The organism is Streptomyces sp. NPDC093546 (genome assembly GCF_044765045.1).
In the GTDB taxonomy this organism is placed as follows: domain Bacteria; phylum Actinomycetota; class Actinomycetes; order Streptomycetales; family Streptomycetaceae; genus Streptomyces.
This window is the reverse complement of sequence record NZ_JBIWJG010000016.1, coordinates 64905-78701: the sequence shown is the minus strand read 5'-3', so window position 1 is coordinate 78701 and position 13797 is coordinate 64905. Positions and strand designations below refer to the sequence as shown.

Below are 13797 nucleotides of genomic sequence, written 5' to 3'. Positions count from 1 at the left end.
GGGCGCCTCCTCTCTCACGTGGCGATGGGTTGCTTCGGGATGTACGGGAGCGGCGACGGGCCCGGCGTCAGGGCCCGTACCGGGATGTCCAGCCGCACCTCGGTGCCGTGGGCCGCGCGGCCCCGGCCGATGCGGATGCGGGCACCGATCGACGCGGCGCGCTCGACCATGCCGACGAGCCCGAAGTGACCGGCCCGCTTCAGTTCGTCGAGCGTCGTGCCGGCCGGGAGGCCGCGCCCGTCGTCGTACACGCTCACCCGCAGGACCTCGCCGACCACGCCCGCCGAGACGTCGACGTACGTGGGGTGGGCGTGGCGGTGGGCGTTCTCCATGGCCTCGGAGGCGATGGTGATCAGCTGCCGCGCGACGGCCTGCGGGACCGGAGGCGGCGCCACGGTGCCGAGGCGGCGGAAGGTGGCGCGCACCTCGTGGCGGCGGCCGAAGTCGGCGGTGCGGGAAGCGAGTTCGGCGACGACGTCGACCCCGCCGTCCAGGCCCGACTCGCGGCGCAGGTCGGAGAGGAGCTCGCGGGACTCGGCGGCGGCGCGGCGGGCCGAGCGGGCGACCTGCTCCGCCTGGCGCTTGAGGGCGGGCGGGTCCATCCGGTCTGCGTGGGCGACCAGCCCGTCGGCCTGGAGCGCGATGCCGTGCAGGGTCTTGGCGACGGAGTCGTGCATCTCGCGGGCGAGGCGGGCCCGCTCCCGCTCGATCGCCTCGTTGACGGCGAGCCGCGCCCGCGCCTCGGTCAGCGCCTGGCTGGCGGCCCCGAAGCCGAGGACGAGGCCCCGCAGCGTACTGCCGACCGCGCCGGTGATGAGGCACAGGCCCGGCAGCAGCAGCGCCCCCGCGCTGAGCGCGACACGGTCGCTGACGCCGTACGCGCCGGCCAGGACCAGCGACTGGCACACCGCGAAGAAGGCGGCGCCGCGCCAGCCGTAGACGAGGCCCGCAAGGAGCGGCGTACAGATGGTGACGTACGCGAGGGTCGACTCCGGCGACGCCGTCACCAGCAGCAGCGCGCCGAAGAGCATGTCGACGGCGAGGAGCGAGGGGTGGCGCAGCAGGACGGGGCCGAACCGCTCCCAGTCGCGCAGCAGGGCGTACGAGACCATGAAGGTGACGGTGACGGCGGCGACGATCAGCCACATGCCCACGCCGCCCCCGATGCCGCCCAGGGAGAAGGGGACGGCGAGCGCGATCATCGCCATCCGGAAGCCGAAGACCTGGCGGCACATCGCCTGCAGGGCGTTGACCTGGAGCGCGAGGGAGGGGGCGTCCATCAGCTGCCGCCGAACATGTCGTCGAAGTTGACGCCGGACGCGTAGTAGAAGCCGACCGCGATGAGGATCATCGTGCCGGGCAGCATGAAGCTGGTGACGATGAGCGTCGCCTTGGGGACGGCCTTGGCGGCCTTGCGGCGGGCGTTCTGGGCGTCCGTGCGGCGCATGTCGTCGGCGATCTGGATGAGCGTGTCGACGATCGGGGCGCCGAGCTCCTCGCCCTGCTGGAGGGCGGAGACGAACATCGACACCTGCTCGGACTGGTTGCGGCGGCGCAGCTGTTCGAAGGCGTCGCGGCGGCTGACGCCCATGTCCATCTGGCGCAGGGTGATGCGCAGCTCGTCGGCCCAGGGGCCTTCGTACTTCTCGGCGACGCGCTCCAGGGCCTGACGGAAGCCGAGGCCGGCGGAGACGACGACGGCGAGGACGTCGAGGAAGTCGGGGAGGGTGCGTTCGATGTCGTCCTTGCGGCGGCTGATCGCGGACCGGATGACGACGTCGGTCCAGAACCAGCCGTAGACGAAGAGCAGGACGGCGAGGACGAGCTGCCCGTTCATCAGCATGGCGAGGGCGGAGATCGTGCCGAGGCCGGTGTAGACGGCGCGGCGGGCGGCGTACCGGTCGACGGTCATGCCGCCGGGGTTGCCGGCCATGTCGAGTTTGCGGCGCACTTTGTCGACGCGCTTGGGGCCCATCATGCGCAGCACGCGCGGGGCGTGGCGCATGCCGATGCGGTCGATGGCGGAGCCGGCGGCGGTGGTGCGGGTGGCGCCGACCTCCAGGGCGATGGCGAGGTCGCCGGGGAGTTTGGCGTCGGCGCGGTACATGCGGACGCCGTGGAAGGCGCCGTACACGGCGAGTCCCGCGATGGCGGCGAGGAGCAGTTCCATGACCCATCCCCTTAGATGCGTACGCGGGTGAGGCGGTTGATGAGGAAGAAGCCGAGCGCGTACAGGCCGGCGGAGATGATGACGGCGACCTTGCCCGCGAAGGCTCCCGTCATGTCGTCCAGGGCGCCCGCCCGCATGGAGTTGATGAGCATCAGGAAGCCGAGGCCGAGGACCGGGACCATCACGGCGGTGACCTTGACCTGGGAGAGGAGGGTGGAGACCTCGCGCCGGGTCTCCTTGCGCTCCTCCAGGGTCTCGGTGAGGTTGCGGAGGGAGGAGACGATGGTGCCGCCGGCGCGGTTGGAGAGGATGAGGGTGGTGACGAGGACGGTCAGCTCGCGGGAGGGGAGCCGTTCGACGAGGTCGCCGAGCGCGTCGTCGAGGGAGCGGCCGACGGCCAGCTGGTCGGCGACCCGTTTGAGCTCCTCGCCCGCCGGGTCGTCGAGCTCCTCGGCGGCCATGGCGATGGCGGTACGCAGGGCCAGGCCGGCCTGGGTGGCGTTGGCGAGGACGCGGGTGAGCTCGGGGAGCTGGTTGATGAAGCCCTCGGTGCGCTTGAGCAGCTGCCAGTTGAGGAAGGCGTTGGCGCCCCACAGGCCGATGACGGCCGCGATGAGCCCGAAGAACGGGGCGAAGACCGACCCGACGACGAAGTACAGGGCGAGCAGCGCGGCGATGACGTAGACGACGTACTCGCCGACCGTCAGGTCCAGGCCGGTGGTCGTGATCTTGCGTTCGACGCGCTTGCCGAAGGTGGTGCGGCGCAGTCGGCGGTCCACGGCCGCGAAGCGTCGGCGGCGGCCCGGGAGCGCGATCTGGCCGGTCTGGGACATCCGCTCCAGGAGGGCCTGCTGGTGGGCCTTGCCCGAGGTGTAGACGTGTACGCCGATGACGGCGCTGAGGCAGGCCAGCAGAGTCACGCCGATCGTCAGGAGGGGGAGATTGTCCATGTCGGGTGTCCATGTCGGAGGGGGACGGTGAGGGCGTACGGGGGACGGTGAGGCGTAAGACGAGGGTCAGGCCGCCGACGAGGGTCAGGCGACCGCCCTGCGCAGGGCCAGCTGTTCCTCGGACTGGGCGACGCCGAAGGCCGCCGGGATCGCCTCGCCCTTCATGTAGAGCCGCTCGGCGGTGCTGCGCGGTAGTGGGAAGTACTCGAAGTGGCCGTGGATCCGGCCGTCGGCGGTCATCGGCTGGGCGTGGAACCGGCAGACGGTCGCGATCCGGTACTCCTCGCGGCCGTGCGAGTCGACCACGGCGATCTCGGTGATCTTGCGGGCGCCGTCGGCGTTGCGGGTGAGCTGGACGATGACGTCGACGGCGCTGTTGATCTGGTCCTTGATCGCGACGAAGGGGATCTCGACCTCGGACATCGAGCCGAGCGTCTGGAGGCGCATCAGCGCGTCCTCGGCGCTGTTGGCGTGGACGGTGGCGAGCGAACCGTCGTGACCGGTCGACATCGCCTGGAGCATGTCGAGCGTCTCGCCGCCGCGGACTTCGCCGACGATGATGCGGTCGGGGCGCATGCGCAGGGAGTTGCGTACGAGGTCGCGGATGGAGACATGGCCCTTGCCCTCGACGTTCGCGGGGCGGGACTCCAGGGTGATGACGTGGGACTGCTGGAGCTGGAGCTCGGCGGAGTCCTCGATCGTGACGATGCGCTCGCCCTCGGGGATGAGGCCGGAGAGGGCGTTGAGGAGGGTGGTCTTGCCGGTGCCGGTGGCGCCGGAGACGATCACGTTGAAACGGGCCCGGACCAGCCCGGCCAGCAGCAGCATCATGTGCTCGTCCAGCGAGCCGAGGGCGATCATCTCCTGGAGGGTGTACGCCCGGGGGAAGCGCCGGATCGTCAGGATCGGGCCGCTGAGCGAGAGCGGCGGGATGATGACGTTGACGCGCTCGCCGCTGGGGAGGCGCGCGTCGACCATCGGATTGGCCTCGTCCACGCGGCGGTTGACGGTGGAGACGATGCGCTCGATGGTCTGCATCAGCTGCTCGGTGGAGGAGAAGCGGAGCGGCAGCTGTTCGAGCCGGCCGCCGCGCTCCACGAAGACCTGGTCGGGGCCGTTGACCATGATCTCGCTGATGGAGGCGTCCTCCAGGAGCGGTTCGAGGATGCCGAGCCCGAGGGCCTCGTCGACGACGCGCCGAATGAGCTGGGAGCGTTCGACGGTGGAGAGGACCGGACCCTCGCGGCTGATGATGTGCCCGAGGACCCGCTCCAGGCGGGCCCGGCGCTCGGCGGCCGCGAGGGCCGACATCTCGGCGAGGTCGATCTCCTCGAGCAGCTTGGTGCGGTAGACCCCGACGAGGTGGTCGGTCTCGGTGTGGCCCTTCGCCGGCTCGGGGCTGGTGATGCGCGCCCGCAGGCTCATGTGGTCCTCAACTCCCTCAACTCCCTCGACTCCCTCATCGGTCCATGGGCATGGTGGTGCTCTTGCGGACGGGGTCGAGGGACAGGCCGGGCACGACGGACGGGATCCGCACCGCGGCGGTGACCCGCACCCCGTCCCCCGTCCTGGCCTCCTCGAAGGACGCCTCCAGCCAGTCGCTCATCGCCGCCCTGCCCGCCTGCTGCGCGCTGCCCTGGTCGAGCGAGACGGCCCGCGCCGCCGCCCGCGACGCCGTGCCCGCCTGCTGGGCCGCGTACACCGCGAGACCGAGCTGGACGACGGCCATGGCGACGAAGAGCAGCAGCCCGAGCATGCCGACGTACTCGATGGCCGCCTGGCCCCGCTCCTTGTCGGCTGTCCGCGATGCGCGCACGGTCACCACCTGCTCTCGACCGGTACGGCGGCTTCACCGGGGACGGTGATCGGGAGGTTGAAGCCGCCGGGGAAGAGCAGCGGCACCCGGACGCGCGCCTCCACGCGGTACGTGTCGCCCGCCTCGCCGCAGTCGTACGCGGCCGCCCAGGCGCCCGGCATGTCCTCGGCCGCCGCGGCCCGGCAGGCGTCCTGGCCGCCGACCGTGCCCGCCCGGGCGCCCTTGTCCGCGGCGTTGCCCGCCAGCGAGAAGGTGTAGCCGACGAGCGCCGCCTGCCAGAGCAGCGCCAGCGTGATCAGGATCAGTGGCAGCGTGCCGGTGAACTCGACGACCGTCTGCCCCCGGTCATCGAGACGTGTCCTTGCCAGTGGGAGTGCCATGACGCAACGTGCCCCCTCGGTCCGCTGATGGCGTCTGACGGCGTCGCCGTCGTCACCCGTCACTTGTTCCTGGTACGAAGCATGCCGATCGAACCCCGGTCGCCCCGGAGCTTTCCCTGTTTCTCCACGCCCTCGGGTGCCCTGACCAGTCCGAGCTCCCCGGCCAGCGCCCACATCGCCTGTTTGACCGCCGACTTGGCCTCCAGGTCCTGCATCCGCCCCGCGTCGACCGCCGGCTGGAGCTCCTTGAAGCCGGAGGGCACGGCGGTCCGGGCGACGCGGGTGCCCGTGATGCGCTCGACGAGCGGCGGCTGGATCTCGGTGCTGCGGGTGTGGCGGTTGACCACGGTGACCGTCTCCTCCGCCTTGCGGATCTGGAGCCGGTCCCAGAGCCGCACCATCCGCTTGGCCGCCCGGACCGCGACCACGTCCGGGGTGGTGACCAGCAGGGTGAGGTCGGCCATCTCGATGGCGGCGGCGTTGGCGCCGGTCATGGAGGTGCCGCAGTCGACGACGACGAGCTCGTAGCGGTGGCGCAGGGCGCTGACGATCTGGCGTACGGCGCGCTCGTCGACCTCCTCGCCGCGCTCGCCCTCGCCGGGCGCGAGGAGCAGGCCGATGCCCGTGGGGTGGGTGAAGAGCGCGTCCTGGAGCACCCGCGGCGAGACGTCCTGGATGCCGGCGAGGTCGACGATGGAGCGCCTGAACTGCACGTCCAGGTACGAGGCGACGTCGCCGGCCTGGAGGTCGAGGTCGGCGAGCGCGGTGTTCCTGCCCGAGGCGCGGGCGGCGAGCGCCAGTTGGACCGCGAGCACCGTCGTACCGACGCCGCCCTTGGCGCCGCTGACGGTGACGACGGTGCCGCCGGGGCCGGTGAGTGCCCCGCCGCCGTGGCCGAGGTGGCGGCGTACGCCGGTCGACCAGGAGGCGGCGGCCTGGACGCGCTGGGCGAGCTCCTCGTACGACATCGGCAGCGCGACCAGGCCGCGGGCGCCGGAGTCCATGGCGGCCGAGTACAGGCCGGGGCTCGCGTCGGAGGTGACGAGGACGACCCCGACCGCCGGAAAGCGGAGGGCGACCTCCCGGATCAGCTCCAGGGCTGGGACCGGTCCGATCCGTTCGTGGACCAGGACGACCTCGGGCAGCTCGTCCAGCGACTCGGCGGCGAGCCGGGCCAGGGTGTCGAGCAGGGAGGTCGAGTCCCCCACCGGCCCGGCCGGCTCCGCGTCGGGGAGCTGACTGAGCAGCGTGGTGACGGATCGGGCGGCGTCGGCGTCACCGACGGCCGGGAGGATGCGTGTGGTCATCCGGCCCTCACTTGTTCTTGTCTTCGTCGAGGGTGTACGTGCCGTCGCCGGGACGCAGGGTGGTGGGGCTGCCGTCCGCGACGAGGGCGAGGCGCACGTGGACGGCGAAGGACTCGGCGAAGGCGACCCGCTGGGCGTCGAGGGTGTTGAGGGCGAAGGTGATGGGCACGGCCTCGGTGGCGCGGCTGCCGCGGTCGTCACGGCTCGGCTCCAGGGCGGTGAGCCGGCCGACGTCGATGACGCGGGCGTTGGTGACGATGATGCGGGACTCGGCGAGGGCGCCCTTGCCCTTCCCCTCGTCGTCGAAGGTGGCGAAGATGTTGACGAGCGAGCCGGGGGTGATCTTGCCGGCGACGCCGGTGGCCGCGTCGATCATGATGGCGATCTCCTGCTGGCCGTTCTCCAGCGCCGGGCGTTTCACGATCATGTCGTTCTGGAGCAGGGAGCCCTTGCGGAGCTGGGTGACGGCGATCTTGCCGTCGAGTACGCCGAGGTCGGTCACGGCATTGTCGGAAAGCCAGCGCTTGGGCATCTTGATCTTCTCGAACTGGCCCGGCTGGAGGGCCGTGTAGGCGGCCACATCCGATTTGACGCGGTACGCGGTCACCTCCGGCCCCACCTTCGAATTCACATCGCTGATCACCGAGAGAACTCCGGCGAACGCGCCGATCGCGCAGAGCACGGAGAGGAGGAGCAGAATGACGCCGCGGCGTTGCCGTGAATTCATGGGCAGGACAACCTCGTGGGAGACGGGGGCTGACGAGCGGGCGATTCGGACGGGCGATTCGGAGTTCGATCCGGACATTTGGGCCGGACGTTCGGGCCGGACGGGAGATCTGGCGAGCCGAGCCGGTGGTGCGCGCGTCACGACCCGTGGCGCATGGGTGTTCCATGGTTCAGGACACCGGCGGGCAGGCTTCGGTTCTCGGGCGGCGCCAATGGCGCGGAGCAGAATCCGCAGCGGTCTCCGATGAGTTCGATCCCGCACCAGGTGCACGTTTCCCGGCGTACCGAGGAGACCAGCTGGTAGAGCACGGAGGTGTCGGGCAGGAACGCCGCGAATTCGATCATCTTCGCGGTGCCCCACCACCTCGGCGAATCGGCCGGCAGCGGGGATTCCTGAATTCCCTGGACCCGCCACGCGGGCGCGAGGACCGCGGTGACCCAGTCCGACTGCACCTGCCCTTTCGCGACCATGAGCCGGGTGCCGAATTCGGGTCCGGCGAGCTCGCCGCCGCCGATTTTGACCAGCTGCGGGTTCGGGTGGGCGAGCACCGCGAACTGCGACCCGGGTACCCACGACTTGGCGTGCGTCTTCAGGCTCACCGGCACCCGGTCCAGCTTGGTGACCGAATTGAGCAGCGCCCCCGCGTAGATGTAGTGCGCGAGCAGCCGCGCCGCCGAGGCGACGACGCCCGGGCTGAAGTCGCAGACCGACAGCTGGCGCAGCTGGCGGACGAGGACGGCGACGCCCAGCGGCGGCAGGTCGAGCTTGAGCAGCGCGATGCGGTCGCTCTCCAGGACGGAGCGGACGGTGTGCAGCCGCCGCTGGTGCGCGACCGGGATGGACGCCGGGTACAGGGCGACGACGTAGCCGTGCCGCTCGACCAGCGCCTGCATGTCGGCGAGCGCGGCGTCCAGCGGCTGGGTCTCGGGCGGTGGCAGCAGCGCCGCGGTGGGCGTCTGGCGATCGGTCGGTGGCAGCACCAGGTCGGCGCTGGTCACGGCTATTGCGGTCGGCACGCTGGTTCCCCGTTCGGCTCCGGCCACCGGGGTTCCGGCAGCCGCAGTTACGTACTGCTACGTCGTGCTTCCGTGCTGCTCCTGCAGCAGCACTTTATCCACGTCCTACGTGACGGAGAACACTTTTCGGAACGTGAGCGGGCCCGCAGGGCCCACGTCTCCCGCGGGGGCGCTGCGTACCCTCCGCTTCCGGTCATCCGAATCAGCCGAACGGGTGACGGGGGGACGGGACTTGAGCCCTGTCCGAACCCTTGACAACGCGATTGGTCTGGACCAGCTTTACGGCAGCGGTGGCCACCGTTCTCCGTCCGTACCCCCCGACTCCCCCACCGGAGGCAGTAAGTGGACCGCATTCGCGCACGCAGATGGCTCGGGGGCGCGCTCGCGCTCGCCGCCGGGTCCGGGCTGGCGCTCACCGGCGGCGCCGGCACCGCGCAGGCCGCCGACGTCAACGTCGCCAGGAACGCCGGCTTCGAGGCCGGTCTCGCCCACTGGAGCTGTTCGGCGGGCAGCGGCGCCACCGTCTCCGCCCCCGTGCACGGCGGGGTGTCCGCCCTGAAGGCCACGCCCGGCGGCCAGGACAACGCGCGCTGCGCCCAGAGCGTGGCGGTCAAGCCCAACTCGACCTACACGCTGAGCGCGTGGGTGCAGGGCGGGTACGCGTACCTCGGCGCGAGCGGCACCGGCACCACCGACGTCTCGACGTGGACGCCCGGCTCGACCGGCTGGCAGCAGCTGACCACCCGCTTCACCACCGGCGCGAACACCACCTCCGTGACCGTCTACACGCACGGCTGGTACGGGCAGTCCGCCTACTACGCCGACGACGTCTCCGTCTTCGGCCCCGACGGCGGCGGGGGCGGCGACCCCGACCCGGTCGTGCCCGCCACGCCCGCCGGGCTCACCACCGGCGCGGTGACCGCGTCGTCCGTCGCCCTCAGCTGGAACCCGGTCGCGGGCGCCACCGGCTACCACGTCTACCGGGACGGCACCAGGGCGCAGACCGTCACCGGCACGTCGGCGACCGTGACCGGGCTCGCGGCGAACACCTCGTACAGCTTCCAGGTCAGCGCGGTCAACGCCGCCGGCGAGTCCGCGAAGTCGGCGGCGGTGACGGGGAAGACGTCCGCAGGCGGGACAAACCCGAACCCGGCCGTGCCGCGCCACGCGGTGACCGGCTACTGGCAGAACTTCGACAACGGCGCGACCGTGCAGAAGCTGCGTGACGTGCAGGCGCAGTACGACATCATCGCCGTGTCGTTCGCCGACTCGACCGCCACCCCCGGCCAGATCGTCTTCAACCTCGACCCGGCCGTCGGCTACGCCTCGGTCGCCGACTTCAAGGCCGACATCGCCGCGAAGAAGGCCGCCGGCAAATCGGTGATCATCTCGGTGGGCGGTGAGAAGGGCAACGTCACCATCAACAGCGACGCGTCGGTGACGGCCTTCGCGAACAGCGCGTACGCCCTGATGCAGGAGTACGGCTTCAGCGGGGTCGACATCGACCTGGAGCACGGCATCAACTCCACGTACCTGACGAAGGCGCTGCGCCAGCTGTCGGCGAAGGCCGGTCCGGGCATGGTGCTGACGATGGCGCCGCAGACCATCGACATGCAGAACACGGGGACGGAGTACTTCAAGACGGCCCTCGCCGTGAAGGACATCCTCACGGTGGTCAACATGCAGTACTACAACAGCGGCTCGATGCTCGGCTGCGACGGCAAGGTGTACGCGCAGGGGTCGGTGGACTTCCTCACCGCGCTCGCCTGCATCCAGCTGGAGGGCGGCCTCGACCCCTCCCAGGTCGGCCTCGGCGTCCCCGCCTCACCGCGCGGCGCGGGCAGCGGCTACGTCGACCCGTCGGTCGTGAAGAACGCGCTGGACTGCCTGACGCGCGGCACCGGGTGCGGCTCCTTCAAGCCGTCGAAGACCTACCCGGCGCTGCGCGGGGCGATGACCTGGTCCACGAACTGGGACGCGACGGCCGGCAACGCCTGGTCCAACGCGGTGGGCCCGCACGTCCACAACCTGCCGTAGCCACCGCCGCCTTCCTACCGCCGTCCGGCGAGGTAGTAGTGCAGGACCGGGCCCAGCTCCGCCAGCCACTGGTGGAGCTGGGCCTTGCGGCGCGCGGCGATCCGGCACTCGTAGAGCATGCCGCCGGGGTGGCGGACGGCCACCATCAGCACGTGGCCGTGGGGGGCGGGCGCGAAGTGCACGGTCGCGACCGCCGCCCACGGGAAGTCCATGGTGTAGCCGTTGACCTCCAGGGCGACCCCGGAGCTGTCGACGATGACGGAGTTGTGCTTGTCGTGCGCGACGAACTCGGGGCCGGTGGGGTGGTGCGGCTGTACGGGCTGCTGTACGGGTATCGGGGGGCCGAAGCCCGGAGGGGGCGGCTGGGGCGGCATGCTCATGCCGCAGTTCTACCAGGGGCTTTACCAGGGCAGCTCGCGCACCTGCTGCACGCACAGCACCAAGAACAGCAGGCCCGCCGCGACGAGCACGCCGTTGCTCAGCCAGCCGTTGCGCCACTCGCGCGGCGTACGGTCGGAGTTGAGCAGCCATACGAGGGTGAGCGCCAGGAACGGCATGAAGAACGCGCCGATCAGGCCGTACACGATCACCAGGCCGAAGGGCTGGTCCAGGAAGAGCAGGCTGATCGGCGGGAACGTCAGCCACAGCAGGTACGCCCGGAACGGCAGCGACTTCTCCCGCTTCACGACGGCGGCCGCGCCGCCCTCGCCGACCCCGCCCTCGCCGTCCTGTGCCGCGTGCCGGGTGCGGAAGCGGGCGACGAAGTCGGCGAACATCAGGCTCACGCCGTGCCAGACGCCGATGAGGGAGGTGAAGGAGGTGGCGAAGAAGCCGATCAGGAAGAGCTTGGCGGTGGCGGCGCCGTACCGGTCCTCCAGGATCTTCCCCAGGTCCAGCAGCCCCTTGTCGCCCTTGGCGAGCGCGACGCCGGAGGAGTGCAGCAGCTCGGCGCCGACGAAGAGCATGGCGACGACGAAGACGCCGGTGGTGAGGTAGGCGACGCGGTTGTCGAACCGCATGACCTTGATCCAGCTGATGTCGGTCCAGCCCTTGGCGTTCACCCAGTAGCCGTACGCGGCGAGCGTGATGGTGCCGCCGACGCCGCCGATCAGGCCGAGGGTGTAGATCAGCGAGCCCTCCGGGAGGACGGGCGCGAGGCCGGCGACGGCGTCGCCGAGCTTCGGGGTGACGCGGACGGCGAGGTAGACGGTGACCAGGAACATCACGCCGACCAGGACCGTCATGACCTTCTCGAAGACGGCGTACCGGTTGAACCAGACGAAGACGAGGCCGACCAGGCCGCACAGCACGGCCCACCACTTGAGGTCCATGACGCCCGGGAACAGCGCGCTCAGCGGCAGCGCGCTGGAGGACATGGCGGCCGCGCCGTAGACGAAGCCCCAGATGGCCACGTACCCGACGAAGTAGACGGTCGTCCAGGCGCCGAGGCTGCGCCAGCCGTCGAACAGGGTGCGGCCGGTGGCCAGATGCCAGCGGCCGGCGGCCTCGGCGAGCGAGATCTTGACGAGGCAGCCGATGACGGCGGCCCACAGCAGGGTGTAGCCGAACTTGCTGCCCGCGATGAGGGTGGCGATCAGGTCACCGGCGCCGACGCCCGTGGCGGCGACGACGATGCCGGGCCCGATGGAGCGCCAGGTCGCCTTGCGGGGTGCGGTGCCCGGGGATCCGGGTGCTCCCGGGGTGGCGGATGCGCCGTAAGCGCCCTCCCCGCCCCCCTCCGTCCGTGTCGTGTCCGCATCGGTCATGTCCGGCCACCTTCCCCTCGCGCTCATGTGACGTCAGGTCACGTAACCGGGTGCGGAGTGATCGCGCAAGGGGCCGTGCGGGGGCTCGGGCCGCCCCCGGACGCCCTGGGGCGACCTTGGCCGGAGTCAGACCCTTGACGCGGTCATGCCATGGCCCGACGATGCCTCGCACGGGGAGAGCCACCCCGTACCCCCCACCCAGGAGACTCAGCATGCGACTTCGCATACGCGGCTCACGCGGCAGAAGGTCCGCCACCCTCACGGCCTTACTGGCGCTCGCCGTCGTGGTGCCCCTCGGCGCCGCGACCGGCACCGGCGCGACCACCGGCACCGGCACCGCGGCCGCCCCCGCCGCCACCGCGGAGGAGGTCATCCGCCAGTACGAGATCCACGGCCCGTCCACCCCCGCCGAGCGCACCGCCCTCGCCGCCACCGGCGTCTCGATCGACGAGGCCGACTCCCACGCGGTCGTCGTCAGCGCCAACGCCGAACAGGCGCGGCGCCTGCGCGCCCTCGGGTACAAGCTCGAGGCGCTGCCGGGGCCGCCCGACCGGACCGGCGGCAAGGCCTCCGGCACCTCCCTCGGCGCCCTGGACTTCCCCTCCGCCGACTCCCGCTACCACAACTACGCCGAGATGAACGCGGAGATAAGCCAGCGGCTCCAGCAGTACCCGAGCATCATGAGCCGCCGCGTCATCGGCAAGAGCTACCAGGGCCGCGACATCGTCGCCATCAAGATCAGCGACAACGTCGCGACGGACGAGAACGAGCCCGAGATCCTCTTCACCCACCACCAGCACGCGCGCGAGCACCTCACCGTCGAGATGGCGCTCTACCTGCTGCGCGAGCTCGGCGCGGGCTACGGCTCCGACACGCGGATCACCAACGCCGTCAACAACCGCGAGATCTGGATCGTGCCCGACCTCAACCCGGACGGCGGCGAGTACGACATCGCCTCCGGCTCCTACCGCAGCTGGCGCAAGAACCGCCAGCCCAACGCGGGCTCGACGTCCGTCGGCACGGACATGAACCGCAACTGGAACTTCAAGTGGGGCTGCTGCGGCGGCTCCTCCGGCTCGTACGGCTCCGAGACCTACCGCGGCTCGGCCCCCGAGTCCGCGCCCGAGGTGAAGGTCGTCGCCGACTTCGTACGCTCCCGGGTCGTCGGCGGCACGCAGCAGATCAAGGCGGGCATCGACTTCCACACGTACAGCGAGCTGGTGCTCTGGCCGTACGGCTACACGTACAACGACACCGCCCCCGGCCTCACCCAGGACGACCGGGACGCCTTCGCCGCGGTCGGCCGCAAGATGGCCGCGAGCAACGGCTACACGCCGCAGCAGTCGAGCGACCTCTACGTCACGGACGGGTCGATCGACGACTACCTGTGGGGCGCGCACAAGATCTTCGGCTACACCTTCGAGATGTACCCGCGCGGGTCCAGCGGCGGCGGCTTCTACCCGCCGGACGAGGTGATCGAGCGCGAGACCAGCCGCAACCGCGACGCGGTGCTGCAGCTCATCGAGAACGCGGACTGCATGTACCGGTCGATCGGCAAGGAGCAGCAGTACTGCGCGTAGGGGCCCTGAAGGCCGCTGTGGCACGGACTTCCCTGCCGTGCCACGGCG

13 protein-coding genes are annotated in these 13797 nt (G+C 71.1%); 2 read left to right on the top strand and 11 right to left on the bottom strand.

Annotated elements, in window-relative coordinates:
* Positions 1–14 precede the first annotated feature (14 nt).
* The 9 genes from ACIRNI_RS27600 to ACIRNI_RS27560 form a co-directional block, all read right to left on the bottom strand.
* Positions 15–1280: a sensor histidine kinase gene (locus ACIRNI_RS27600; RefSeq protein WP_403555401.1), complete on the bottom strand. Its 1266-nt coding sequence runs from the start codon at positions 1278–1280 to the stop codon at positions 15–17.
* A complete protein-coding gene (locus ACIRNI_RS27595; RefSeq protein ID WP_403555399.1) occupies positions 1280–2170 on the bottom strand; it encodes a DUF5936 domain-containing protein in 891 nt (296 codons plus the stop codon). Before ACIRNI_RS27595 ends, ACIRNI_RS27600 begins: the two co-directional genes overlap by 1 nt.
* An 11-nt stretch (positions 2171–2181) precedes the next feature.
* Positions 2182–3120: a type II secretion system F family protein gene (locus ACIRNI_RS27590; protein ID WP_403555397.1), complete on the bottom strand. Its 939-nt coding sequence runs from the start codon at positions 3118–3120 to the stop codon at positions 2182–2184.
* An 84-nt stretch (positions 3121–3204) separates the two neighbouring features.
* The gene (locus ACIRNI_RS27585; protein WP_403555395.1) at positions 3205–4545 is read right to left on the bottom strand and encodes a CpaF family protein; all 1341 of its coding nucleotides are present in this window, start codon (positions 4543–4545) and stop codon (positions 3205–3207) included.
* A gap of 34 nt (positions 4546–4579) precedes the next feature.
* Positions 4580–4936 carry a TadE family protein gene (locus tag ACIRNI_RS27580; protein ID WP_403555393.1) on the bottom strand — a complete coding sequence of 119 codons (357 nt, stop codon included), beginning with the start codon at positions 4934–4936 and terminating at the stop codon, positions 4580–4582.
* Positions 4937–4938: 2 nt separating this feature from the next.
* Positions 4939–5316, bottom strand: a complete 378-nt coding sequence (locus ACIRNI_RS27575; protein ID WP_403555391.1) for a TadE/TadG family type IV pilus assembly protein — start codon at positions 5314–5316, stop codon at positions 4939–4941.
* 59 nt (positions 5317–5375) lie between these two features.
* Complete coding sequence (locus ACIRNI_RS27570; protein ID WP_403555389.1) at positions 5376–6623, bottom strand: CpaE family protein; 1248 nt, start codon at positions 6621–6623, stop codon at positions 5376–5378.
* A 7-nt stretch (positions 6624–6630) separates the two neighbouring features.
* Positions 6631–7350: a Flp pilus assembly protein CpaB gene (gene cpaB, locus ACIRNI_RS27565; RefSeq protein WP_355359086.1), complete on the bottom strand. Its 720-nt coding sequence runs from the start codon at positions 7348–7350 to the stop codon at positions 6631–6633.
* A gap of 137 nt (positions 7351–7487) precedes the next feature.
* Entirely contained in the window at positions 7488–8348 is an 861-nt protein-coding gene (locus tag ACIRNI_RS27560) for a hypothetical protein (protein WP_403555550.1), read from the bottom strand.
* 360 nt (positions 8349–8708) lie between these two features.
* On the opposite strand from ACIRNI_RS27560, the gene ACIRNI_RS27555 reads away from it, so the two are divergent.
* Entirely contained in the window at positions 8709–10403 is a 1695-nt protein-coding gene (locus ACIRNI_RS27555) for a chitinase (RefSeq protein WP_403555387.1), read from the top strand.
* 14 nt (positions 10404–10417) lie between these two features.
* Here the strand turns inward: ACIRNI_RS27555 and ACIRNI_RS27550 are convergent, their stop codons facing one another.
* Together ACIRNI_RS27550 and ACIRNI_RS27545 are read right to left on the bottom strand one after the other, a co-directional pair.
* Positions 10418–10783: a hypothetical protein gene (locus ACIRNI_RS27550; RefSeq protein WP_403555385.1), complete on the bottom strand. Its 366-nt coding sequence runs from the start codon at positions 10781–10783 to the stop codon at positions 10418–10420.
* Between the two features lie 21 nt (positions 10784–10804).
* Positions 10805–12169, bottom strand: coding sequence for an Nramp family divalent metal transporter (locus ACIRNI_RS27545; protein WP_403555383.1), 1365 nt, complete (start codon positions 12167–12169; stop codon positions 10805–10807).
* 212 nt (positions 12170–12381) lie between these two features.
* On the opposite strand from ACIRNI_RS27545, the gene ACIRNI_RS27540 reads away from it, so the two are divergent.
* Positions 12382–13749: a M14 family metallopeptidase gene (locus ACIRNI_RS27540; RefSeq protein ID WP_403555381.1), complete on the top strand. Its 1368-nt coding sequence runs from the start codon at positions 12382–12384 to the stop codon at positions 13747–13749.
* Positions 13750–13797 lie beyond the last annotated feature (48 nt).